The sequence below is a fragment of the Mesorhizobium sp. M8A.F.Ca.ET.202.01.1.1 genome, from assembly GCF_004791595.1.
Taxonomy (GTDB): domain Bacteria; phylum Pseudomonadota; class Alphaproteobacteria; order Rhizobiales; family Rhizobiaceae; genus Mesorhizobium.
The window spans coordinates 186,290-209,603 of the sequence record NZ_SRUN01000013.1; the positions used below are offsets into that span (position 1 = coordinate 186,290).

19 protein-coding genes are annotated in these 23,314 nt (G+C 63.9%); 13 read left to right on the top strand and 6 right to left on the bottom strand.

Going from position 1 to position 23,314, the window contains the following annotated elements; translation table 11 throughout:
• Nucleotide 1 precedes the first annotated feature (1 nt).
• The 4 genes from EN845_RS26070 to EN845_RS26085 all read right to left on the bottom strand — a co-directional run bounded on the left by EN845_RS26070 (nucleotide 2) and on the right by EN845_RS26085 (nucleotide 7,400).
• Nucleotides 2–1,258, bottom strand: coding sequence for an Hsp70 family protein (locus EN845_RS26070; protein WP_127870762.1), 1,257 nt, complete (start codon nucleotides 1,256–1,258; stop codon nucleotides 2–4).
• A gap of 170 nt (nucleotides 1,259–1,428) precedes the next feature.
• Nucleotides 1,429–2,214, bottom strand: a complete 786-nt coding sequence (locus tag EN845_RS26075; protein WP_127870763.1) for a TIGR02186 family protein — start codon at nucleotides 2,212–2,214, stop codon at nucleotides 1,429–1,431.
• Nucleotides 2,214–3,137, bottom strand: coding sequence for a sulfite exporter TauE/SafE family protein (locus EN845_RS26080; protein WP_127870764.1), 924 nt, complete (start codon nucleotides 3,135–3,137; stop codon nucleotides 2,214–2,216). Before EN845_RS26080 ends, EN845_RS26075 begins: the two co-directional genes overlap by 1 nt.
• Nucleotides 3,138–3,329: 192 nt before the next feature.
• On the bottom strand, nucleotides 3,330–7,400 hold the full coding sequence (locus EN845_RS26085) for a peptidoglycan-binding protein (protein ID WP_127870765.1): 4,071 nt from the start codon (nucleotides 7,398–7,400) through the stop codon (nucleotides 3,330–3,332).
• Between the two features lie 454 nt (nucleotides 7,401–7,854).
• Between EN845_RS26085 and EN845_RS26090 the strand changes: the two genes are divergently transcribed.
• The 9 genes from EN845_RS26090 (at nucleotide 7,855) to EN845_RS26130 (ending at nucleotide 17,680) form a co-directional block, all read left to right on the top strand.
• Nucleotides 7,855–8,316: a MerR family DNA-binding transcriptional regulator gene (locus EN845_RS26090; protein WP_127279760.1), complete on the top strand. Its 462-nt coding sequence runs from the start codon at nucleotides 7,855–7,857 to the stop codon at nucleotides 8,314–8,316.
• A gap of 271 nt (nucleotides 8,317–8,587) precedes the next feature.
• The gene (locus EN845_RS26095) at nucleotides 8,588–10,399 is read left to right on the top strand and encodes an acyl-CoA dehydrogenase (RefSeq protein WP_127870766.1); all 1,812 of its coding nucleotides are present in this window, start codon (nucleotides 8,588–8,590) and stop codon (nucleotides 10,397–10,399) included.
• A 45-nt stretch (nucleotides 10,400–10,444) separates the two neighbouring features.
• A complete protein-coding gene (locus tag EN845_RS26100; RefSeq protein WP_127279758.1) occupies nucleotides 10,445–11,617 on the top strand; it encodes an acyl-CoA dehydrogenase family protein in 1,173 nt (390 codons plus the stop codon).
• 34 nt (nucleotides 11,618–11,651) lie between these two features.
• A complete protein-coding gene (locus EN845_RS26105) occupies nucleotides 11,652–12,860 on the top strand; it encodes an acetyl-CoA C-acetyltransferase (protein ID WP_127870767.1) in 1,209 nt (402 codons plus the stop codon).
• 13 nt (nucleotides 12,861–12,873) lie between these two features.
• Entirely contained in the window at nucleotides 12,874–15,093 is a 2,220-nt protein-coding gene (locus EN845_RS26110) for a 3-hydroxyacyl-CoA dehydrogenase NAD-binding domain-containing protein (protein ID WP_127870768.1), read from the top strand.
• Between the two features lie 9 nt (nucleotides 15,094–15,102).
• On the top strand, nucleotides 15,103–15,648 hold the full coding sequence (locus EN845_RS26115) for a thioesterase family protein (protein ID WP_127280690.1): 546 nt from the start codon (nucleotides 15,103–15,105) through the stop codon (nucleotides 15,646–15,648).
• An 85-nt stretch (nucleotides 15,649–15,733) separates the two neighbouring features.
• Entirely contained in the window at nucleotides 15,734–16,039 is a 306-nt protein-coding gene (locus EN845_RS26120; RefSeq protein WP_127870769.1) for a hypothetical protein, read from the top strand.
• Nucleotides 16,040–16,183: 144 nt separating this feature from the next.
• Nucleotides 16,184–16,819: a helix-turn-helix transcriptional regulator gene (locus EN845_RS26125; RefSeq protein ID WP_127280688.1), complete on the top strand. Its 636-nt coding sequence runs from the start codon at nucleotides 16,184–16,186 to the stop codon at nucleotides 16,817–16,819.
• A 9-nt stretch (nucleotides 16,820–16,828) separates the two neighbouring features.
• Nucleotides 16,829–17,680, top strand: a complete 852-nt coding sequence (locus EN845_RS26130) for a thermonuclease family protein (protein ID WP_348630734.1) — start codon at nucleotides 16,829–16,831, stop codon at nucleotides 17,678–17,680.
• Here the strand turns inward: EN845_RS26130 and EN845_RS26135 are convergent.
• Nucleotides 17,646–19,292: a lysine--tRNA ligase gene (locus EN845_RS26135; protein ID WP_127870770.1), complete on the bottom strand. Its 1,647-nt coding sequence runs from the start codon at nucleotides 19,290–19,292 to the stop codon at nucleotides 17,646–17,648. The genes EN845_RS26130 and EN845_RS26135 overlap by 35 nt on opposite strands.
• Nucleotides 19,293–19,450: 158 nt before the next feature.
• Here EN845_RS26135 and EN845_RS26140 point away from each other — a divergent pair, with 158 nt between their 5' ends.
• Nucleotides 19,451–19,864 (top strand): tellurite resistance TerB family protein, encoded by a 414-nt coding sequence (locus EN845_RS26140; RefSeq protein ID WP_127279875.1) that lies wholly within the window; start codon nucleotides 19,451–19,453, stop codon nucleotides 19,862–19,864.
• Nucleotides 19,865–19,958: 94 nt separating this feature from the next.
• Here the strand turns inward: EN845_RS26140 and EN845_RS26145 are convergent, their stop codons facing one another.
• On the bottom strand, nucleotides 19,959–20,807 hold the full coding sequence (locus EN845_RS26145) for a transporter substrate-binding domain-containing protein (protein WP_127279874.1): 849 nt from the start codon (nucleotides 20,805–20,807) through the stop codon (nucleotides 19,959–19,961).
• A gap of 259 nt (nucleotides 20,808–21,066) precedes the next feature.
• On the opposite strand from EN845_RS26145, the gene EN845_RS26150 reads away from it, so the two are divergent.
• From EN845_RS26150 to EN845_RS26160, 3 genes are all read left to right on the top strand, one after another.
• On the top strand, nucleotides 21,067–21,798 hold the full coding sequence (locus EN845_RS26150; RefSeq protein WP_127279873.1) for a LuxR family transcriptional regulator: 732 nt from the start codon (nucleotides 21,067–21,069) through the stop codon (nucleotides 21,796–21,798).
• A gap of 98 nt (nucleotides 21,799–21,896) precedes the next feature.
• Nucleotides 21,897–22,535 carry an acyl-homoserine-lactone synthase gene (locus EN845_RS26155; RefSeq protein WP_127870771.1) on the top strand — a complete coding sequence of 213 codons (639 nt, stop codon included), beginning with the start codon at nucleotides 21,897–21,899 and terminating at the stop codon, nucleotides 22,533–22,535.
• Nucleotides 22,532–23,281, top strand: a complete 750-nt coding sequence (locus tag EN845_RS26160; protein ID WP_127870772.1) for an enoyl-CoA hydratase-related protein — start codon at nucleotides 22,532–22,534, stop codon at nucleotides 23,279–23,281. Before EN845_RS26155 ends, EN845_RS26160 begins: the two co-directional genes overlap by 4 nt.
• Nucleotides 23,282–23,314: the final 33 nt, after the last annotated feature.

The window sequence follows — 23,314 nt, forward strand, 5'->3', positions numbered from 1 at the left end:
ATCAGCCGAACTTCCGCTGCGCATCAAGTGCCAGGCCAAGCCCGACCGATCCGAACATGTCGCCGTCTATGACAGAAGCCTGCGGCACCAGCGACAGGATCTCTCGTCTTGCCAGCGGGATCGCGGTCGAGCCTCCCGTCAGGAACACGGCGGTGATGTCCGATGGCTTGACCTGAGCGTCGCGAATGGTCTGACCGACCGTTTCGGTGACCCGCTCGATATCTCGGGCAATCGTGGCCTCCAGCCCGTCGCGCGTGATCCCGGCGGCGAACGCCGCGTCAGGCAGCTTCACCGCCACCTCCGCCGATGACCTGTTGGTCAGTTCTATCTTGGCCTTTTCGACCAGCGCCGCCAGAGCGTGCCCGTAGCGGTGCTCGACGATATGGATGAAGCGGTCGACCAGGTCGGCACGCACGGCCTCGTAACGGATCTGGCGGAGATGCGTCATCGCCTTGGCGGTATAGACCAGGTTGATGCGCTGCCATGTGGCGAGGTCGATGAAATAGCTGGCCGGCAGATTGCGCTTGCCGTCCTTGGTCGCGGAGAGGTAGCCGAGCTGCGGCATGACATGGGCGATGCTCAGCAACCGGTCGAAATCGGTGCCGCCGATATGGATGCCGCGGCTGGCCAGGATGTCGTCCTTGCGGTCGGTCGATCGCGAGCGCTCCGGCGAGACCCGCACGATCGAGAAGTCGGACGTGCCGCCGCCCATGTCGATGATCAGCGCCAGTTCCTCGCGCGTTACCTTCTGCTCGTAGTCGAGCGCCGCGGCAATCGGCTCGAACTGGAAAGCGATGTGCTTGAAACCCTGGGCACGGGCGGCCTTCTCGAGCTCGCCTTGCGCCTTCGCGTCGGCTTGCGCATCGTCATCGACGAATTGCACCGGGCGGCCGAGCACCACGCTTTCCACCACGCCGCCGGCGTCCTCTTCGAGCCGCGTCTTCAGATGGCCGATGAACAGGCCGATAATGTCGATGAAGCCGATCTGGCGCGCCTTGATACGCGTCTTCTCGTGGGCGAGCGAACTGCCGAGCACGCTCTTCAACGAGCGCATCAGGCGGCCTTCGATGCTGTCGGTATAATCGCCGATCGCGCGCCGGCCGAAATAGGTGTGGCCGTCCTCGAAGTTGAAGAACACGGCACTTGGCAAGGTGGGCTGTTCGCCCTCCAGCGGGACCAGCCGCGCCTTGCCGTTCCGGATCACGCCCACCGTGGAATTGGACGTGCCGAAGTCGATGCCGCCGAATGCCTGGTGCATTGCAGCCTCCTGTCATGGTTTCGTGGCGGCAAGACAGCGGCGACGTATCGCGCTGTCATCCGGAAAGCCGGACCGCTCTTGCGAATGGTATGTGCGTGTTTGCCCTTGGGCTGGGAGGCGGCGGTTTATCGCATGGTGGGGAAAAGGGGAACCCCTCTTTTCCCCGAGCGTCAATCTTTGCGGAACACCAGCCGGCCGAGCCAGCCCGTTACCATGGCCAGCGATATGGCGAACACGCCGTAGAGGAACGAATAGTCGTGGGCGACGCGGAAGATCGATTGTTCGAAGCCCGATTTGCGGATTTCAAGCTGCGCCGAACTCTCCTTGATGAACAGGCCGCTCTTGAACAGGAAGGCGCGCGCCTTATGGGTGCCGACCGGCACATTCGGCGCCAGCCTGACCGTGGCGCGAAACAGGTTCTGCGACAGGAATTGCACGCCACCGACATTCTCGCTGTAGAGGCCGGCGGCGGCCTTGCGCTCGCGCAGTGCCGCCGTGAATTCCTCGATCGTCGCCGGGCTGTCACCGGCATCGGCGGGCTGCATATAGAGGTTGGACGCGCCGAGCGACAATTGCTTGTAGCTGTTGGGTTCGGTGATGTCCTGCAGCGGCCGCGTCGTCGCCACCGAATAGGACACCGGCACATTCTCGAAGGTCTCGGAATCCAGATTGATCCAGACGCCCAGCACCCGGTCCTTGCGGCGCACCACCACCGGTTTCGGCGGTCCTTCGAGCACGACGATGACGTCGTAGCGGCCCTGGCGTGCCACCAGCGGGTCGGGATTTTCCAGCGAACCGAAAATGGTCAGGTCGGCGCCGGAAAAACCGGCGGTGATCGACACCGCGTCGGTGGAGAGGCCGATCTGGATGCCTTCCGTCAATGGCGTCTGCGCCTTCGCCGGCGCGACGGTCAGGGACAGGAGAGCGACGGTTGCGAGCGCCTTCATCCCTTTCATCAGTTGAGGCCCAAGCCGGACAACGAATAAAGGTTGGGCGGCGTGACGAACAGATCGATGGCGAGCCGGATCGCCACTGCCAGCACCAGCAGCGCCAGCAGGGCTCTCAATTGCTCGCCGCGCAGCCGCTGGCCGGCCTTGGCGCCATACTGCGCTCCGGCCACGCCACCGGCCATCAAAAGGAAGGCCAGCATCACATCGACGGTCTGGTTGGTGGTGGCGTGGACCAGCGTCGTGTAGGCGGACGTGAAGATGATCTGGAACAGCGAGGTGCCGATGACGACATTGGTCGGCACTTTCAAGAGATAGATCAGCGCCGGCACCATGATGAAGCCGCCGCCGACGCCCATGATCGACGACAGGAAGCCGATGCCGGCGCCAAGACCGAGCACCGGAATGACGCTGACGAACAATTTCGACGCGCGAAAGCGCATCTTCAGCGGCAAGCGGTGGATCCAGTTGTGCTGGCCGGATTTCTTCAGCACCGGTGCCGCACCGCTGCGCGTGGCGCGCAACGCGTTGATGCTCTCGACCAGCATCAGCCCGCCGACGGTGCCGAGCAGCACGACGTAGAGCAGCGAGATGAACAGGTCGAGCTGGCCGAGCCTGCGCAGGAAGCCGAACACGTAGATGCCGGCGGTGGAACCGACGATGCCCCCGGCCAGCAACACGCCGCCGAGCTTGAAGTCGAGCGTGCCTCGCTTCATGTGCGAAAGAACGCCGGAGACGGAAGAAGCGATGACCTGGTTCGCGCCGGTGGCGACCGCGATCGCCGGCGGGATATTGTAGAAGATCAAGAGCGGCGTGATGAGAAAGCCGCCGCCCACCCCGAACATGCCCGACAGGAAGCCCACCGCGGCGCCCATGGCCAGCAGCACGAAGACGTTGACGGAAATTTCCGCGATCGGGAGATAGATGCCCACCCGTCAGTCTCGATCAGTTTGCCTGTCGGCGAATAAAGCCGTTGCGGGCAGTATCGCATCGAAAAGCCAATTTTGTCTTGCGCCGACGCGGCAGCGGGGTCAAACCCCGCCACCGCGCCGAAACAAAAAACAACTCAATCAGTTAACAGGCAAATGTATGGCAAGGGCGTCGTGGAAACGACGCTTCTGCCGTTATTTGCGCGCCAGCAATGCCTTGACCAGTTTCTCGTCGACCGCGCCGGTCGCCGGCAGCTTGTTGGCGGTCTGGAAAGCGATGATCGCGTTCTTGGTTTTCTCGCCCATCACGCCGTCGGCGCCGCCTGCGTCATAGCCGTTCTTGTTGAGGATGAGCTGGATATTCTTGACCGCCTTCTTCATGTCGATGCCGGCGGTCGTCTGCGGCGTGCCTTCCTGCCAGGATTCGGGAATGTCCACCGAATTGGCCGCCGCGTTGAGCGGCTTGGCCTTCCACAATTCTGTCGCGGCGCGCGCCCGCTCGAGCTGCTCGGGCCGCAGCGCATTGGCGATCTCGTCGCGCTTGGCCGCGGCATCCTTGTCGCCGGTCTTGGCGACAAGCGCGAACCATTTATAGGACTCTTCCAGGTTCTGCTTCATGCCGACGCCCTTGGCGGCCAGGATACCGAGATTGAACTGGCTGTCCTTGACGCCGAGGTCGGCGGCCTCCTGGAACCAGTGCGCGGCCGATTCATTGTCGGTCACGCCGTCGGCGGCCATGGCGAACAGCACCGCCAGATTGTGCATGGCACTGGCGTTGCCCTGCGCGGCGGCGAGCTGGTACCAGGTCTTCGACTTCTTGATGTCGCGCGCGACGCCGATGCCCTTCTCGTAGAAATTGCCGATACGGTATTCGGCCGGCGCGAAGCCGAGTTCCGCCGATTTCTCGTACCATTTGGCGGCCGCCGGCATGTCTTCCTTGACGCCGCGCGACTCGGCGTAGCGCGAGCCGACCTCGAACAGTGCCTTGGCGTCGCCAGCGGCGGCGGCGTCACGCAAAGCAACGGGGCCGGCTTCGGCCGGGATGTCGAACTTGGTCGCGGCTGTCGCCGCCGGCTTGTCCATCGGCGCAACGGTGCCGGTCGTGTCGTTGGCCGTTGCCTCGGCGGCGGCCGTTGGCGCGGCTGATGCAGGTTGGGCATCGGCATCCGACGCCTGCGTACCGCTGGTGACGGCGGCTGGTGCCGGATCCGTTAAGGTAGGAGCAGCGGTCATCGGAGCAACAGGCGCCGGCGAGGCCGAAGCCATCGCGTCGGGAGCCATGGCCGGCGCGACGGGTGCTGGAGCGGGCTCGGCGGTAGGCGCGGGCATCGCGTCCGTATCCGACGGCATGGCCATGACGGTCTGCGCCGCCATGTCGTCCTTGCTTGGCGGCGCGGATTGTTCCGCCTGCCTGACGGTAGGGGCCGGCGCGCTGTCCGTCGCCACCGGTTGGACTTCGGTCTTAGGCTGGCTGGCGGTATCGACAGATGCCGTCTTCACCGGCTGCGAGGCGACGATGGGAGCCGCGTCGTTGCTTGCCACCTGGGCGGGATCCGAAAGAAACGCCTTGCCGAGCTGCAGGCCGGCAAGCGCCAGCATGATCGCTGCCGCCGCCATCAGGATCGGCTTGCGCCGCGCCTTGAGCAGGTCACCTATCCTGAGCGCCTTGACCGGGCCTTTCATCGTCGACTGGCGCTTCAGGGCGTCGGCCTCGGCCGCGGCCGCCTGCGCCGCGCGCCGGGCAGCGGCGATGAAATCCGATTTCGCGGCGTCGCTGTCGCCGGGCTTTGCCGGTTGTCCCCGCTCGTCGCGCACGCGCTTCATGATGGCATTGAGGTCGGGCGCGCCGGAGCCGGGCTCCAGCGGGCGGTTGGCGACTTTCGGGTCGAGCGGCTCGTCGAGATCGACACTCGGGATATCGGCGTCCGGCGCCGGGCCGGCCAGCGGCGGAACATCCGCCGCCTTCTTGCTCTTGAAGGCGCGCGCCAGCCCGCCGAACATCGACTTGCGGCCAGCAGGCTGGTCTTTTCTGGTGGTGGCGTCGGAACCGAGTGCGGCCATCGCGGCGGCGGCGGCGGCTTCCGCCGGCGAGCGCGCCCCCGGCCGGGCCGAAAAGCCCGATTCGACGTGCAGTGCCGGCTCGACTGACGAAGCAGGCTCGGCGCGCAATATGGCCGCGGCACGCGCGTCCAGATCGGCCATGTCGCCGGTCAGCGGCAGCGGCTCGTCCATGGTCATCGACGGCGCGTTCACCGCCATCTTGGACCGCCGTGCGCCACGCCAGCCGCCCGGTTCGGTCGGAGCCGCATCCAGCAGTTCGCTTACCGCTTCGGACGGGTCGCTGGTTTCCAGCGAACCCAGCCTGTCGACGATCTTGAGCAGTGTATCGTGAATGGCCTCGAAGGTGCGCGAATTGCGTTCGTCGGAACGCCGCGTCAATGTCTCCAGTGTCTTCAGATCCTGGGCGAGGCCGGAAACCGCGGCCGTATTGGTGCTCGTTCCGGCCAGCGAGCGCACGGCGTTCTCGGCTGCCTCGCGTGCGGCGCCGAGGATGGAATCGCGGGTCCCGGCCAGCGCTTTCTCGATTTCGTTGAGGCGCGGGCTGATGTCCTCGAAGTCCGGCAGCGGCGTGCTGGGCCTGGAAAGATGCGCCGACAGGCCGGCGACCTGAGCCTCCAGGCTGCGGATCAGCGCCGGATCAATGCCGGCCACCTGGGCCGCCGAGGCGTCCAGCCGGCTTGAGATATCCTCGAGCCGGCTTTCCAGCCCGCGGATCGCCGCCTCGCCGGCGGGATCGGGAGCGCGCGTTTCCATGCGCTTGGCCAGCGCGGTGAAGCGGGCATCGATGGCGTCCATGATGCCGGCGCTGTCGACCTGCGGCATGCTGCGCTGGTCCAGCCGGTCGGCAACCTCGTCCAGCCGGCGCTCGAGATCGCGAAACAGCATGTTGCCCTGTTCGATGGCGTCGCCCTGGCGACGCTCCATCATGCCCGACAGCACGTCGAAGCGCTGCTCCAGCCCGTGGAAGATGTAGTCGGCGTCGGGCATGGCCGGCGCCTGATCGATCTTGTCTGCGATCAGCGCGATCTGCTTGGCGAGCCGTTCCATCGCCTGCTCGGGCAGGTTGGCGCGGCCGGCGAGGTCATCGACCCGGCTCGACAGTGTGTTCAGCCGGTCGATCACGACATTGCCGGGACGGTCCTGCGCCACTTCCTCGATCTGCTGCGCGAGCGAGTCGATCCGCTTCTCGATGCGCTCGAAGGCTTCGTGGTCGATTGAATTCGCCTGTGCGGCGACTGTCGAGGCCACGATGGCGCGGGAAATCTCGTCCAGCCGCTCGTCGATCATGGCCAGCGTGCCGCCGCCGCGATTGTCCTGCTGGCTGGCGAAATGGTCGACCGCGCCGGCCAGCGTGCGGACCTTTTCCTCCAGCGAGCGCAGCGACAGCGATTCCGGCAGGTTGTTGACGGCGTTGCTGATCTGCTCCAGCCGGTCGGTCAAGGCCGCGAGGGCGGGATCGTCGGAGCGCTTGCGCTGGTCGGCGTCGACGCGGTCCTCGAAAGCCGTCCAGCGGCGGTCGAAATCGTCCCAGCGGCGGTCGACCTTCTGCACGCTCTCCTCGCGCGCCAGCGTGTCGAGCGCGGCCTTGACCTGCTCGAGCTCCAGCCGCAGCAGGTTGACGCTCCTGTCGTCACTCTTCTCCGACAGCGATTTGATGGCGCCGGAGAGCCGCTCGAATTCCACGCCGAGTTCGGCGCTGCCCTTGCCTGTCGCGCCGGGCTTGGCGTTCGCCTGGAAGGCGCGGTCGATGTCCTTGCGCAGCGCGTCGAATTCGCGCTGCAGCCCTGAAGTCACCTGGTGGCGCAGTTCCTCGCGCATGCCGCGCAGCTCGCCGGCGATCTTGCCGACCATGGCGACGCTGTCTTCCTGGCCGCGCACGCGGTCGATGGCGCGCGCGATCGCCTGATAATTCTGGTCGAAGGCGGGCGAAGGCGCCGGGTTCTGCGCACGCGGTGCCGGCTGCGGATCCTCATACCAGCGCTGCTGGGCTGTCGGCTGTGCGGCGGGATAACGCGGATCGGTGGCGGGGTAGCGCGGATCGGCGCCATATTGGCGAGGAACGGGCCGTGCCGTCGCGTCCTCACGCGTCTGCCCCAGGCGCTGCTCCAGGGTCTCCAGCGAGCGGTTCAGCTGCTCGAGCGTTGTCTGCGGCTTGCGCTGCCTGCCGGCATTGAGTGTATCGAGGTAGGACCGCTTGCTGTTCATCGGTGCGTCCGTCTTTCAGATTGGCCGGCTTGCGACCAGCTCCCCAAGTCCCTGCCGGAACGAGGCGACCGCGCTTGCATGCCACGGTGGAAGACAAGCTTCCCGGGTTTCACCCGCGCTCCGAAAAACCGTGAAAATTCGATACAGGATAACCACGGGTAGCCGACACGCGCACATTTCGCCCAACGTGGTAAACAACGCGTTAACCAAGCTTAAGAAGTTGCAAGGAAGTTGGCTGTCGCGACTTCCGGTGCGGCATAAAGCACCGTTCTCAGAACGCCCTTGCGTCATGAGGCGGCTATCGGTATAGAATTGACGTAAACGTAAATGGCGCATCAGCTGTGCTGTTTTGCGATTTGTTTGTCGAAACCACGGCCGGAAGCACGCCCCCGCTTCCAGTCAGGCGACGCATGGTCCAGGACCGCGACGCCACCAGACGGGGAAGCCAGTGACCATGAAACTTATCTCGGCCGGCGAGACCGCGGCCAATACCAATAATGCATCCGTCGAAGCCGGCGAGGATCTCTCCCGCATCGGCGAAATGGCCAAAAAATACGGCGTGACGCTGCGCACGCTGCGTTTCTACGAGGACAAGGGCCTGCTCAACCCGCAGCGCGACGGTTCGACCCGTCTCTATACGCGCCGCGACAAGGCCAGGCTGAAGCTGATCCTGCTCGGCCGCAAGGTCGGGTTCTCGTTGCGCGACGTCAAGCAGATGATGGACCTCTACGATCCGACCGGTTCCAACACCAAGCAGTTGCGCCTGGCGCTGGACAAGTCGGAGAAGCAGCTCGCTCGCCTTCAGAAGCAGCGGGCGCTGATCGACGACGCCATCAATGAGCTCAGCGGCTCGATGTCGGCGGTACGTCAGATGTTGGCCGAGCGTTCGGCGCCGCAGGCGAGCGTCGCCAGCTAAGCCAGTCTGCTCACGCCGACCTGTCGGCCCTTCACCATCAAAGCCGCGTGGCCATGCCGCGCGGCTTTTCGCTATCTTTGGCCCGCTGTTTCATCCTGGCTTGCGCGATGCCGCAACGCTAGGCTCCGCGCGCCTGGCGGCGGAAATCTTGTCGCATCGAAAATATTGACGTTTACGCAAACGTCAATATTTGCTATTGCGGCTTCGACATTGGCCCGCTTGCCGCGCACGGCTTGATTTCGAGGCCTAATCCGCATGGTGGAGGAAAAGCATGCCGATCTACAGGGCCCCGGTCCAGGACACGCTGTTCGTGCTCAACGAAGTGCTGGGCTATCAGCGCTATTCGAACCTTCCCGGATTCGCCGACGCAACGCCCGACGTGCTGGAGGCAATTCTCGCCGAAGGGGCCAAGCTCGCCGAGAACGTCATGCATCCGCTCAATCGTGTCGGCGACATGGAAGGCTGCGTGCGCCATGACGACGGCTCGGTGACCACGCCCAAGGGCTTCAAGGAAGCGTTCGACCAGTATCGCGAAGGCGGCTGGATGGGTCTGGCGGCCCCCGTCGAGTTCGGCGGCCAGGGCCTGCCCTATGCCGTACACACGGCGGTGGCCGAATACATGGTGTCGGCCAACATGTCGCTGATGATGTATCCCGGCCTGACCCAGGGCGCGATCGCCGCCATCATCACCCACGGCACCGACGAGCAGAAGGCGACCTGGCTGCCCAGGATGGTCGAGGGCACCTGGACCGGCACCATGAACCTGACCGAGCCGCATTGCGGCACCGATCTCGGCCTGCTGCGCACCAAGGCGGTGCCGAACGGCGATGGCACCTACAAGATTTCAGGCCAGAAGATCTTCATCTCGGCCGGTGAGCACGACATGTCGGACAACATCGTCCATCTGGTGCTGGCCCGCATCGAAGGCGCACCGGAGGGCGTCAAGGGTATCTCGCTGTTCATCGTGCCGAAGCTCAAGCTCGACGCTTCGGGCAATCCCGGGACCAGAAACACCGTTTCCTGCGGTTCCATCGAGGAGAAGATGGGCATCCACGGCAATTCGACCTGCGTCATGAACTATGACGAGGCCGAAGGTACGCTGCTGGGCGAGGCCAATGGCGGCCTCAAAGCGATGTTCACGATGATGAACGAGGCCCGTCTCGGCGTCGGCCTGCAGGGCCTTTCACTGTCGGAGATCGCCTACCAGAACGCCGTCGCCTACGCCAAGGACCGTTTGCAGGGCCGCTCGCTGTCAGGCCCGAAGGCGCCGGACAAGAAGGCCGACCCGATCATCGTTCATCCCGACATCCGCCGCTCGCTGATGACCATGAAGGCTTTCAACGAGGCCGGCCGCGCGCTGGCGCTGTGGACTGCGATCAAGTCCGACATCGCGCACCGCTCCGCCGACGACAAGGACCGCCAGGCGGCCGACGATTACACTGGCTTGATGACGCCGGTGGTCAAGGGCGTGCTGACCGACAAGGGCTTCGACCACGCTGTCATGGCGCAGCAGGTGTTCGGCGGCCACGGCTATATCGAAGAGCACGGCATGAGCCAGTTCGTGCGCGATGCCCGCATCGCCATGATCTATGAAGGCGCCAACGGCATCCAGGCGCTCGACCTCGTCGGCCGCAAGCTCGGCTTGAATGGCGGCCGCGCCATCCAGGCCTTCTTCAAGGAGGTCGGCGAATTCTGTGAGGAAAACCGCGTTGATGAGAAGATGGCGCCCTTCACCAAGGGTCTGAAGAAGGGACTCAACGATTTGCAGGCGGCGACGATGTGGCTGCTGCAGAACGGCATGGCCAAGCCCGACAATGCCGGTGCGGCCTCGACCGACTACATGCATCTCTTCGGCCTCGTGGCGCTGGGTTACATGTGGGCGCAGATGGCCAAGGCGGCGCAGGGCAAGACCGGCGCTAACGGTTCCCAATCTTCCTCTAAAAACAACGTGGCTTTCTACGACAACAAGGTCGTGACGGCGCGCTTTTTCATGGAACGGATCATGCCGGAAACCTCGGCGCACCTCGCCCGTATTTCGAGCGGCGCCGATACGCTGATGGCCCTGCCGGCGGAAGCGTTCTAAACTCGGTCCCGCTAGCCTTCTATCTGTCGATACGCGGAGGAAATCGTGGCGACAAATCCCGCCGAAGTGCTCTCCTTGCCGAAACCAGCCTGGGCGGCCGACGAGGTCGGCATGCTCTACGACATGGCTACACGCTTCATGTCGGAGGAGATCGCACCGCGCTACGACGAGTTCGAGAAGAACGAGATGGTCGACCGCGAAAGCTGGCTGAAGGCCGGTTCCGCCGGCCTGCTCTGCGCCTCGATGCCGGAGGAATATGGCGGCTCTGGCGGCACCTTCGCGCATGAGAGCGCCATCATCGAGGCGATCGGCCATGTCGGCGTCGACGGTTTCGGCATCGGCCTGCACAATTCGATCGTGGCACCCTACATCCTTCATTACGGTTCGGAGGAGCAGAAGAAGAAATGGCTGCCGAAGCTCGCCACCGGCGAACTGATCGGCGCCATTGCTATGACAGAGCCTGGCGCCGGCTCCGACCTGCAGGGTGTCAAGACCCGCGCCGAGAAGGACGGCAACCAGTACAAGATCAACGGCTCCAAGACCTTCATCACCAACGGCCAGCTGGCGAACTTCATCATCGTCGTCACCAAGACCGATCCGGAAAAGGGCGCCAAGGGCACCTCGCTGATGATCGTCGAGACCGATGAGGTCGAAGGCTTCCAGCGCGGCCGCAACCTCGACAAGATCGGGCTGAAGGCCAACGACACCTCGGAATTGTTCTTCAACGATGTGCGTGTGCCGACCGCCAACCTGCTCGGCCATGAGGAGGGACAGGGCTTCGTCCAGCTCATGCAGCAATTGCCGCAGGAGCGGCTGCAGATCGGCACCGGGGCGATCGCCATGATCGAGCGGGCGCTGGCGCTGACCATCGACTACGTCAAGGAACGCAAGGCCTTCGGCAAGGCAATCATCGACTTCCAGAACACCCAGTTCAAGCTGGCCGAATTGAAGACCGAGGCCACCATCGGCCGCGTCTTCTACAATGACTGCGTCACACGCCACATCAATGGCGGCCTCGATCCGGTCACGGCCTCGATGGCCAAGTACTGGCTTTCCGACCTGCAGGGCAAAGTCGTCGACGAATGCCTTCAATTGCACGGCGGCTATGGCTACATGAATGAATATCCGATCGCCCGCATGTTCCGCGACGCCCGCGTCCAGCGCATCTACGGCGGCACCAACGAGATCATGAAATTGCTGATCGGACGCTCGCTCTGAGCAGCTCTCTTCAGCGAACCCAAGGAGCATGAAAATGGCCGAAGCTTATGTCTATGACGCCGTGCGCACGCCGCGCGGCAAGGGCAAGAAGGACGGATCGCTGCACGAGGTGCCGGCGGTGCGGCTCGCCGCCAGGACGCTCGAGGCACTGCGCGACCGCAATGGGCTGGACACCGGCACGGTCGACGACATCATCTTCGGCTGCGTCGACCCGGTCGGCGAGGCGGGCTCCGTCATTCCGCGCGCCGCCGCCTTCGAGGCCGGCTACGACACCAAGGCACCCGGCATGCAGATCTCGCGCTTCTGCGCCTCCGGGCTGGACGCCATCAATTTCGGCGCCGCCAAGATCGCGCAAGGCGCCGATGAAATCGTCATCGCCGGCGGCGTCGAATCGATGTCGCGCGTCGGCATGGGGATGTCCGGCGGCGCCTGGTTCATGGACCCCTCGGTCGGCCTGCCCGGCTGGTTCGTGCCGCAAGGCATTTCGGCCGACCTGATCGCCACCAAATACGGCTTCTCGCGCGACGACGTCGACGCCTACGCGGTCGAGAGCCAGAAGCGCGCCGCGAAATCCTGGGCTGATGGCCGCTTCAAGAATTCGGTCATCCCGATCAAGGACCAGAATGGTCTCACAATTCTCGACCATGACGAGCACATGCGGCCGTCGACCGACATGCAGTCGCTCGCCTCGCTCAACCCGTCCTTCGTCATGCCTGGCGAAATGGGCGGCTTCGACGCCGTGGCGGTGCAGAAGCATCCCGAGGTCGAGGAGGTCAACCACGTCCACCACGCCGGCAATTCGTCCGGCATCGTCGATGGCGCCGCCGCCGTGCTGCTCGGCTCGAAGAAGGCCGGTAAGGCCATGGGCCTCAAGCCGCGGGCCAGAATCCGCACCTTCGCCAACATCGGCTCCGAGCCGGTGCTGATGCTGACCGGCCCGGTCGACGTCACCGAAAAGCTGTTGAAGCGCGCCAAGATGAAGCTGTCGGATATCGACCTGTTCGAGCTCAACGAGGCCTTCGCCTCGGTCGTATTGCGCTACATGCAAGCCTTCGAGATCCCGCACGACAAGATCAACGTCAATGGCGGCGCCATCGCCATGGGCCATCCGCTCGGCGCCACCGGGGCGATGATCTTCGGCACCGTGCTGGACGAACTCGAGCGCCGCGACTTGAACACCGCGCTGGTAACGCTGTGCATCGGTGCCGGCATGGGCACCGCAACCATCATCGAACGCGTCTGACGGGGAGAGAACGATGAGCTACACCAATTTCACCCTCGACACCGACGCCGACGGCATCGCGCTGGTCACCTGGAACAGCCCGGACCGCTCGATGAACGTCTTCACCGAAGAGGTGATGCGCGAGTTGAACGCCATCGTCGACAAGGTGGCCGGCGATGCCGCCATCAAGGGCGCGGTGATCACCTCCGGCAAGGACAGCTTCTCCGGTGGCGCCGACATCACCCTGCTGCAGAAGATGCTGACCAGCTTCGCCACGGACAAGGTCAAGGACGTCGAAAAGGCGACCAAGGCGCTGTTCGATAATGCCGGCATCATGACCGGCCTGTTCCGCAAGCTGGAAACCTGCGGCAAGCCATGGGTCTCGGCGATCAACGGCACCTGCATGGGCGGCGCCTTCGAAATGTCGCTGGCCTGCCATGGCCGTGTCGCCGCCGACTCCGACAAGGTCAGGATGGCGCTCCCCGAGGTGAAGATCGGCATCTTCCCCGGTGCCGGCGGCACCCAGCGCGTACCGCGGCTGACCGACCAGCAACAGGCGTTGCAGATGCTGACCTCCGGCCAGACCCTGTCGCCGCAAAAGGCGAAGGCGATGGGCCTGATCCATGAGATCGCCGAACCTGCGAAGCTGGTCGAGACCGCAAAGGCGATGATCAGGAACGGCCTCAAGCCGGTGGCGCCGTGGGATGAGAAGGGTTTCAAGCTGCCCGGCGGGCCGGTTTATTCTGCCGCCGGCGCCAATCTGTGGCCGCCTGCCATCGCCATCCTGCGCCGCGAGACCCATGGCAATTACCCGGCCGCCGCGGCGATCCTCAAATGTGTCTATGAGGGCCTGCTGGTGCCCTTCGACACCGCGCTCAGGATCGAGCAGCGCTATTTCACCGAGATCATGCAGACGAAGGAAGCGGCGGCGATGATCCGTTCGCTGTTCGTGTCGCTGCAGGAGCTGAACAAGGGCGCGCGCCGCCCGACCGGCGTGCCGGACACCAAGTTCAGGAAGATCGGCATCCTCGGCGCCGGCTTCATGGGCGCGGGCATTGCCTATGTCACCGCCAAGGCCGGCATTCCGGTGGTTCTGCTCGATCGGGATATGGACTCGGCGCAGAAGGGCAAGGCGCATTCCGACAGCCTGGTCTCGGACCAGGTCAAGAAGGGCCGCGCCAAGCCCGAGGAGAAGGACAAGCTCCTGTCGCTGATCACGCCGACGGCGGACTATGCCGACCTCGCCGGCTGCGATCTTGTCGTCGAAGCGGTGTTCGAGGATTCCGGTGTCAAGAAGAACGCCACCGAACAGGCCGAGGCCGTGCTGAAGTCGTCGGCGATCTTCGCCTCCAACACCTCGACCATTCCGATCACCGGCCTCGCCAAGAATTCGGCGCGGCCGAAGAATTTCATCGGCATCCACTTCTTCTCGCCGGTCGACAAGATGATGCTGGTCGAGATCATCCTCGGCAAGAAGACCGGCGACAAGGCGCTGGCCACGGCGATCGACTTCGTGCGCGCCATCAAGAAGACGCCGATCGTCGTCAACGACACGCGCGGCTTCTACGTCAACCGCTGCGTGCTGCGTTACATGTCGGAAGCCTACAAGATGCTGATCGAGGGCGTGCCCGCGCCGATGATCGAGAATGCGGCGAAGGCCGCCGGCATGCCGGTCGGTCCCTTGGCGCTGACCGACGAGACGGCCATTGACCTCGCCCAGAAGATCATGAAGCAGACCATCAGGGATCTCGGCGACAAGGCCGTCGACCCCAGGCAGATGGCGCTGATCAACACAATGGTCGACGACCACGGCCGTTTCGGCCGCAAGAACGGCAAGGGTTTTTACGACTATCCGGCCAAGCCCGCCAAGAAGAAGCTGTGGCCGGGGTTGAAGGACCTCTATCCGCAGCTCGCGCCCGAGAAGGTCGACTATGAGGAGCTGCAGCAGCGCCTGCTGGTCACCATCGCGCTCGAAGCGGCACGGGTGATGGAAGAGGGTATCGTCACCGACCCGCGCGAAGCCGATGTCGGCTCGATCCTGGCCTTCGGCTTCGCGCCCTATACCGGCGGCGCACTGTCCTATATCGACGGGATCGGCGCCAAGCTGTTCGTCAAGATCGCCAAGGGGCTGCAGAAGAAGTACGGCGCCGAGTTCAAGGCGCCCAAGCTGCTCCTCGACATGGCCGAAAAAGGTGAGACCTTCTACGAACGCTTCGATCCCTATGCCAAGGGCGACGTGAAGCAGGCCGCCTGATATCGCGCCATGTATGTCTGGGCGCGCATGGCGCGCATGCTGGCCACGGCGCGTAGCCGTGGCCCCTATGTGATGGCTGGTGAAGGCCGGCTGGCCTTTCGCTGCCTGCCGACCGACATCGACTTCAACGTCCATCTCAACAATGCGCGCTACATGATGCTGGCCGATCTCGGCCGCATCGACCTGTTCGTCCGTGCCGGCTTGATCAGGCTGGCGCGGAAGAATGGCTGGGCGCCGATGATGGGCGGGCTGCAGGTGGTCTATGCCCGCGAGATCAGGCTGTGGCGCCGTTTCGAGGTGGTGTCCTCGATCGAGACCTGGGAAGGCACCCAGGTCATCGGCAAACACCGTTTCGTCCTGGACAATGGCGAGACGGCCGCTTTGATCCTGACGACGGCCGGCGTCTACGACCGCAAGGCGCGCCGCTTCCTCGACATTGACGAGGTTGTCGCCGCACTTGGCCGGGCGGTGAACCCGCGTCCGCCGACAGAGGCGGAACGGATTTTCATGACCTCGCACCAAGGGCTGCGCGGTCTCGCCAAATTGTCCGGCTGATCAACCCGTCGATCGACTTTCCCAAGCCAGGTGCGGATGATACATTAGTTTTCGCTAACATAATGTTGGCGGAGGAGTAGTCATCATGCGTATGATGCTGAGAGTGTCCATCCCGGCCGAGGAGGGCAACAAGGCGATCAAGGAAGGCAGCATGGGCAAGTTCATCGAGCATACCCTGTCCGACCTCAAGCCGGAGGCTGCCTATTTTACCGCTGACGGTGGTTGGCGGACGGCCTACCTTTTCCTCGAGGTAAAGGACAGTTCGGACATGCCCTATGTCGCCGAGCGGTTCTTCTTCGCCTTCAATGCCACCGTCGAGATGATCCCGGTAATGAACGTCGACGAGCTGAAGAAGGGTCTGCCGAGGGCGATGGCGGCATTGGCCGGATAGCTTATCCGCGGCTTTGGCCATGACCGTGCCGTCGTTGCGGCACACAGCTTTGTTCGTGATCCGCCGGCCACGCTGGTGGACAACGCAGCCGTTGCGCGTTAGACAGGAAGAGGCATTTTTTCCTGTTTCGAAGGAGAGCACGTCATGCTCTCGCACGACCGCGTCTGGGCTGCCATCGATGCTCTTGCCGAGCGCTATTCGCTTTCGGCGTCGGGTCTGGCAAGGCGCGCGGGACTGGATTCGACCGCCTTCAACAAATCGAAACGCCTGTCCTCGGACGGCCGGCCGCGCTGGCCTTCGACCGAATCGCTGGCCAAGATCATCGAGGCGACCGGCGCTTCGCTGGACGAATTCACGGGACTGATCGAAGGCCGGGGCGCATCGCCCGCCAGCCGGCGCGCCGTGCCGTTGCTCGGCTTTGCCCAGGCAGGCGCCGGCGGCTTCTTCGACGATGCCGGCTTTCCGGCGGGGCAGGGCTGGGAGCTCGTCGAATTGCCGGCGCAATCGACCGAAAGTTCCTATGCGCTGCAGGTGCAGGGCGATTCCATGCTGCCGCTCTACCGCAACGGCGACGTCCTCATCGTCGAGCCGGGCGCCGCCACGCGCAAGGGCGATCGCGTCGTCGTCAAGACGACATCAGGTGAGGTGATGGCCAAGGTGCTCGAGCGACAGACCGTCAAGTCGATCGCGCTGGTCTCGCTCAATCCGGAGCATCCGGATCGCGACATCCCAATGCGCGAGGTCGAATGGGTGGCGCGGATCGTCTGGGCAAGCCAATAGGTGCAACGGGTGCGACTTCCTCATCTTGTCCTGGCGGTTCTGATGGTTCCGGCGATGGCGGCACTGGTCGTTGCCGGCGGACGCACGCTGAAGGGCAGCGAAAGCACTGTTGCGTTGGACCAGATCGATCCCGGCGCCGATACGCTCCCCCAGGCTGACGCCGGGACGGTGCCGGAAGAACCTGCCACCTCCGCCATACCTGCATCGCAGCCGCCAAAGCCGGCGGTGCATTCGCGGGCGATCGATCCGGATGTCATCACGCCGCCAGAAATGCCCGCCGGGGAGCCCGAGCGGGTCGAGCCGCGCGCGCCGCTGAGCAAGCTGGCGCTCGCCGTGCCGCCCAAGCCGAAGATGCCCGACGACTGGCACGGCACAAAGCTGTTCCAGCCGGTCGCCCCGGCCGCCGGCCTGATCGAGGCGAAAGGCTATTCGGTCGCCATTTCCGGCATCGATGTCGTCGGGCAGGACGAGACCTGCACCACCGATGGCAAATCCTGGCCGTGCGGCGTCCGTGCCCGCACGGCATTCCGTTCCTTGCTGCGCGGCCGCGCGGTGGTTTGCCTGGTGCCGCCGGAAGGTGGTCGCGACCTGATTGCCGCGGAGTGCCGGATAGGCAAGCAGGATGTCGGTCAATGGCTGGTCGAAAACGGCTGGGCGCGCGCCGCCAAGGGCGGGCCCTATGTGGAAGCCGGTGACAAGGCACAAAGTGCGAAGAAAGGTATTTTCGGACCGGCGCCGAACCTAGCCGGCATCCCGGCGGCGCCGGCCGCCACCGCCCCGGCGCCTCAGGCGCCGGGTTCGATCCTGGAAGAGGATGGCGGCGTCCTCAAGCAAGCTGACCAGCCAACGCCTTCTGAATGAGCGAGCGGGTCTCGGTGACGCCGTAGAGCGCGGCGAAGGATCCGAAGCGTGGGCCGCGTTCCTGGCCAATCAGCACCTGATAGATCATCTGGAAGAAGGCGCCTGAAACGCCGGGGCCGCCTTCTGGGCTCTGCTTGGAATGATCCTGGTAGCGTTCGATCTTGCGCGCCACGTTGAGCGAGGCGTTCTGGATCGCCTCGCCGCCGGCGTCCGTCGGCAAGTCGGCAAGCGCCTTTTCGAGAGCCACCAGCGCTTCGCGTTCGACCTCGTCGGCCGGGCGAAAGGTCTTCGTCGGCTTCACGAAATCGTCGAAATAGCGGATCGCATAGCCCGTCAGCCGGTCGAGCTCGGGATGGGAGGCGGGGGTCACGCCCTGAACATGGCGCGAGATGAAGCCCCACAGCACATCCTTGTTTTGCGCATTGGAGGCGCTGACCAGGTTGAGCAGCAGCGAGAACGGCACCGGCATGTCGATGGCGGGCGGATTGCCGTCATGCATATGCCAGACCGGGTTGCCCAGCCGCTCCTTCCACTCTTGGCGGGGATAGGCCGCGAGGAAAGTGTAGTATTCGTCGACCGCCCGCGGGATGACGTCGAAATAGAGCTTCTTCGCCTGCCTGGGCCGCTGGTACATATAGAGCCCCAGGCTCTCGGTCGGCGCATAGGTTAGCCATTCGTCGATGGTCAGGCCGTTGCCCTTCGACTTGGAGATCTTCTGGCCGTTCTCGTCGAGGAACAACTCGTAGACGAAATGCTCCGGCGCCCGCCCGCCCAGTATGTTGCAGATGCGGTCATAGACCACCGCATTGGTCTGGTGGTCCTTGCCGAACATCTCGAAATCGACGCCGAGGGCCGCCCAGCGCATGCCGAAATCCGGCTTCCACTGCAGCTTCACTCTGCCGCCGGTGACCGGCAGCGTGGTTTCGGTGCCTTCATCGTCGAAGGTGATGGTGCCGGCCTTGGCGTCGACATGCTTCATGGGAACGTAAAGCACGCGCCCGCTCTTCGGCGAAATCGGCAGGAAGGGGCTGTATGTCGCCTGCCGCTCCGGCCCGAGCGTCGGCAACATCACCGCCATGATCTGGTCGTAGCGTTCGGCGGCGCGCAACAGCATCGCATCGAAGCGGCCTGACTTGTAATATTGCGTCGCGCTGGCGAATTCGTAGTCGAAGCCGAACGTGTCGAGGAAGCGGCAGAGCATCGCATTGTTGTGGTCGGCGAAGCTCGCAAAGTCGCCGCCGAAGGGGTTGGGCACCGATGACAGCGGCTTGTGCAGATACGGCTCGAGCGCCGCTCGATCCGGCACGCTGTCGGGTATCTTGCGCATGCCGTCCATGTCGTCCGAAAAACACAGCAGCTTGGTCGCGACCTTGTCCTGCGTCAGCACGCGGAACGCATGGCGCACCATGGAGGTGCGCGCCACTTCGCCGAACGTGCCGATATGCGGCAGGCCCGACGGTCCATAGCCGGTTTCGAACAGGATCGTTTCGGGAAAGTCGGCGCCCTTGTAGCGTTCGATGATTTTTTTGGCTTCCTCGAACGGCCACGCCTTGCTCTCGGCCGCCGCCGCCAGCAGTTCGGGATTGAGATCGATGATGTTTGATCCCGCCATGGTCCTGTTTTCCAAAATTATTCGCCGCTCGGGCTGCAAGTGTCGATTTTCAACCGGTCTCTAGGCGCGCATGGCCGGAGCGTCAACGCGTGGGGCGCTTTTTCCTTGCGGCCTCAGGCTCCCCTTCCTACCTTCGAAGCCCGTCCAAGGAGTAAAGAATGCCGTCGCCCACCCCGCACGAAGCGCTGATCTACCTGATGGTCATCACATCGGCCTCCGACCGTGACATGACCGATGTCGAACTGGCCAGGATCGGCGAGGTCGTCCGCTCGTGGCCGGTGTTCGAGGATTTCAAGCAGGACCGGCTGGTTGCCGTGGCTCAGGCTTGTCAGAAGCTGTTGCATGAAAAGGATGGCCTGGAGGGTGTCCTCACCCAGGTTGCCGAGGCGCTGCCGGAGCGATTGCGCGACACCGCCTATGCGGCGGCCTTCGAAGTGGCTGCCATCGATCTCGAAATGCGCATGGAGGAAGTGCGGGTGCTGCAGTTGATCCGCCGCCAGCTCGATCTCGACACGTTGACCGTGGCGGCCATCGGCCGTGCGGCCAAGGCGCGGCTTCGCACGCTCACCTGAAGGCGAGCATTACGCCGGATCAGAAAAAAGCTGACCGGGCCGGATCAGAAAAAAGCTGACCGGGCCGGATCAGAAAAAAGCTGACCGGGCCGGATCAGAAAAAGCTGACCGGGAAATAGCGCAGGTAGAATTCGGCGAAGGTGCCTTTCATCGAAATCTCCTGCAGCGCGTAGTCGAGGGCCGCGGCCAGTGCCGGATTGTCCGCTCGCGTGGCGATCGCCATGCCGGTGCCCAGATATTCGGGCGCCAGATAGGGGCCGCCGGCAAAGCGGCAGCAGCCGGCCGCGTCGGAGCCTCCGAGCCAGAAGGCGAAGCGCATGCCATCACCGAAGGCCGCATCGATCTTGCCGGCCTTCAGATCGCCATAGAGGGCTTCCGGCTTGTCGAAGGGAACCACCTGGACCGTGCTGAAATAGTCGCGCAGCATGCGTTCATGCGCCGAGCCTGATATCACCCCGACGCGCTTGCCGTGCAATTTATCGAAGATCGGTTCCGCCAGCGCCTTGTTCTTCGGCATGATGAAGCGCGCCGGGAACTGCAGGTAGGCGCGCGAGAAGGCGTATGTCTGGCGCGACTGCGGCGTTGCGGCAATGCCGGCGATGATCGCTTCGCCTTCGCCTTTCCCGATCGCGCCTTGAAGCTCCGCCCAGGGCAGCGCCTGGATCTGGCACTTGTCGACGATGCCGAGCTCCGCGCAGATGGCGCGCGCCAGGTCGATATGGAAACCCGACAGCTTTCCCGCGCCGTCGAGGAAATTGAAGGGCGGAAAATCCGTGGTCGTCAGGAACCGCAGCCGCGGCAGTGCCGAAAGGTCCGGCTTGGGCAGCCGCTCCTTGGCGTCCCACAGCACCGGTACCTGGGGCTCCGCGCGCGCCCCGGGAATCCAAGCCAGTGCCGCAATGAGCGCCACTGCCAGGACCTGGAACCGCCATTGGAACGCCACGATAGAACTCCCCGCACCGTGCTCGTGCCGGTTTTGGTACGAAAATGGTACAGGCACAATGCTTTTTGATTTCAACGCTTCGATTTCAGGATATGATTCGCTGAGTTTGCAAACAAGCGGTGGCTGCCCTGGTGGGGGTACCAGGGTCGAGAACCACAACCGGAAGCGGGCGCTTTGCAATCCGTGGTCAGTGGCAAAGTGCCGGCAAGGCGCGGACCATGGGCTTTAATGCATGAGGCAACATGGGGTTGATGTTGCGATGAGTCAGTTCGATCGGACGCTGGAATACATAGACCAACTGCAGCACGCCGCGACGGCGGCCGCGGTCTGCGAGAAACTGTTGGGCGTAACATCGGAGTTCGGCCTGACCGCGCTGATGGCCGGAACCGTTCCGAAGCCGGGCACGCCGACGGGTCAGCAAAAGCAGCATGTGCTGCTTTGCGATTGGCCGGTCGAATGGCTGGAGCGCTATGTGGCGCGCAACTATGTCGATCACGATCCCGTCGTCAGTCACATGAAGCAGTTGCAGGCGCCGTTCCAGTGGCGGGAAGCCGCCCAGGGCCTTCGCATCGACAAGAACAGTGGCGAAGTGATGGGCGACGCCGGTGCCTTCAAGCTGCGTGACGGGCTCGCCTTCCCTCTGATCACGCTTGACGGTGAGATCGTCATGGTGTCCCTGGGGGGCGAGGCCGTGGAACTGTCGGCGGCCGAGTTCGGCCTTGTCTCGCTGGTCTCGACCTATGCGGTCGGCCGCGCCATGCAACTCCACACCATGGCCGGCAAGATAATCGACCATATCGAATTGACGCCGCGCGAACGCGAGTGCCTGCAATGGGCCGCCGTCGGCAAGTCCGAATGGGAGATTTCGCAAATCCTCGGCATCTCCGAGCACACGTCGGAGAAACATCTTCTTAACGCCAAAAGCAAACTCGGTGCCGTCAACCGGGTGCAGGCAGTCGCCGAGGCGATAAGGCGCGGCTACATTAGCTAGGTCGGCCGTGCCGGCCTAGCACTTTTCGCCTACGTGATCACGCAATTTTCGCATCGAAGCACGGCCGTATCTTCCCCTGAAACACAGGAGACTACGGAATGCTTTTTTGTCTTTCGACCAAGGAATTGATGGAACGCCCCGATCTCTGGGAGGCCGTCCATCGGCTGCGCTATCAGATATTCGTCGAGGAAATGGGATGGGAGGACCTACGGCGCCCCGACGGATTTGAGGTCGACCAGTTCGATCATGACGAGGCGGTGCATCAGATCGTCATCAGGGGCAATGAAGTCGCGGGCTATCAGAGGATGTTGCCGACCACGCGGCCGCATCTGCTGACCGAGGTGTTGACCGATCTCTCCGAGGGAACGCCGCCGGCGGGTCCCAACATCTGGGAGTTGACCCGCTATGCGGTGGCTCCGGGTTTTCGCGATGGCCGGCGCGGCGTCTCGACCGTCGGCACGGAGTTGATAGCCGGTTTCGTCGAGTGGGGTCTGAAGCGCGGCGTCGACAAGGTGATCATCGAGTTCGAGCCGATGTGGGTGCTGCGCGCGTTGCAACTGCACTTCCTGGCGACGCCGCTCGGCTATCAGCGCACCTATGGCACCCAGCAGGTCGTGGCGACGCTGCTCACCTTCAACGAGCACACGCTGGACGTGGTGCGGTCGCGCCGCAATCATCATGCGCCCGTTCTGGCCAGGGGATATCCCGACATGTTCGGCCAAAGGAGGGCATCATGAACGCGCACCCGCAGCCTGAACTGCGCAACCACGCTCTGATCGTCACCGTATCGTCGAATGACGGCCGGCCGGTGCTCGATAGAAGGGCCTATGAGAGCCTTGCCACGACGTTCCACGAAGCCGCCGAGAACGACGAGGTGCGGGTCGTCGTGCTGCGCGGCCTGGCGGGCTGTTTCTGCCTTGGCGGCGACTTTTCCGAATTCCTGGATGCCACCAAGCATCAGAAGCTGATCGCCGCCGTCACCGACATGTTCCGCATGCTGGCGACGTTTCCGAAGCCCATCTTGGCCTGTGTCGACGGCGACGCCGTCGGCGTCGGTTGCACCATCCTGTTCCATTGCGACATGGTGATCGCGTCGGAAAAAAGCACGTTCCGGGTGCCGTTCGTCGATTTCGGCCTGGTGCCGGACGCGGCGACCAGCATCCTGGCGCCGCAGAAGCTCGGCTATGCCGGAGCTTTCCGCTTCTTCTGCCTCGGCGACACGCTCCGTGCCGAAGACGCCAGGGCGCTCGGCCTCGTCGCAGAGATCGTCCCGGAAGGCAGCGTCGAGGAGGCGACGCTCGGCCGGGCAAGACAATTGGCCAAAAAGCCGGTTGCGGCGTTGCTGCAGACGCGCGGCTTGCTCAAGGGCAACACCACGGCACTTTGCGAGCGCATCGATGAGGAGATATCGCTGTTCCAGCAGGCGCTGCAGGACGACGCCACGCTGCGACGGTTGCAGCGGATCGCGCGCCTGGCGGCCTAGAGCCGCTCGGCTGAGGAAAGAGGACATCCATCA

Bases quoted from the DNA above. Each gene is read 5' to 3' on its own strand.
- EN845_RS26140 (WP_127279875.1), top strand. From the start codon at position 19,451: ATGCCGTCGCCCACCCCGCACGAAGCGCTGATCTACCTGATGGTCATC.
- EN845_RS26105 (WP_127870767.1), top strand. From the start codon at position 11,652: ATGGCCGAAGCTTATGTCTATGACGCCGTGCGCACGCCGCGCGGCAAG.
- EN845_RS26070 (WP_127870762.1), bottom strand. From the start codon at position 1,258: ATGCACCAGGCATTCGGCGGCATCGACTTCGGCACGTCCAATTCCACG.
- EN845_RS26120 (WP_127870769.1), top strand. From the start codon at position 15,734: ATGCGTATGATGCTGAGAGTGTCCATCCCGGCCGAGGAGGGCAACAAG.
- EN845_RS26125 (WP_127280688.1), top strand. From the start codon at position 16,184: ATGCTCTCGCACGACCGCGTCTGGGCTGCCATCGATGCTCTTGCCGAG.
- EN845_RS26085 (WP_127870765.1), bottom strand. From the start codon at position 7,400: ATGAACAGCAAGCGGTCCTACCTCGATACACTCAATGCCGGCAGGCAG.
- EN845_RS26115 (WP_127280690.1), top strand. From the start codon at position 15,103: ATGTATGTCTGGGCGCGCATGGCGCGCATGCTGGCCACGGCGCGTAGC.
- EN845_RS26110 (WP_127870768.1), top strand. From the start codon at position 12,874: ATGAGCTACACCAATTTCACCCTCGACACCGACGCCGACGGCATCGCG.
- EN845_RS26155 (WP_127870771.1), top strand. From the start codon at position 21,897: ATGCTTTTTTGTCTTTCGACCAAGGAATTGATGGAACGCCCCGATCTC.
- EN845_RS26075 (WP_127870763.1), bottom strand. From the start codon at position 2,214: ATGAAAGGGATGAAGGCGCTCGCAACCGTCGCTCTCCTGTCCCTGACC.
- EN845_RS26095 (WP_127870766.1), top strand. From the start codon at position 8,588: ATGCCGATCTACAGGGCCCCGGTCCAGGACACGCTGTTCGTGCTCAAC.
- EN845_RS26135 (WP_127870770.1), bottom strand. From the start codon at position 19,292: ATGGCGGGATCAAACATCATCGATCTCAATCCCGAACTGCTGGCGGCG.
- EN845_RS26090 (WP_127279760.1), top strand. From the start codon at position 7,855: ATGAAACTTATCTCGGCCGGCGAGACCGCGGCCAATACCAATAATGCA.
- EN845_RS26160 (WP_127870772.1), top strand. From the start codon at position 22,532: ATGAACGCGCACCCGCAGCCTGAACTGCGCAACCACGCTCTGATCGTC.
- EN845_RS26150 (WP_127279873.1), top strand. From the start codon at position 21,067: ATGAGTCAGTTCGATCGGACGCTGGAATACATAGACCAACTGCAGCAC.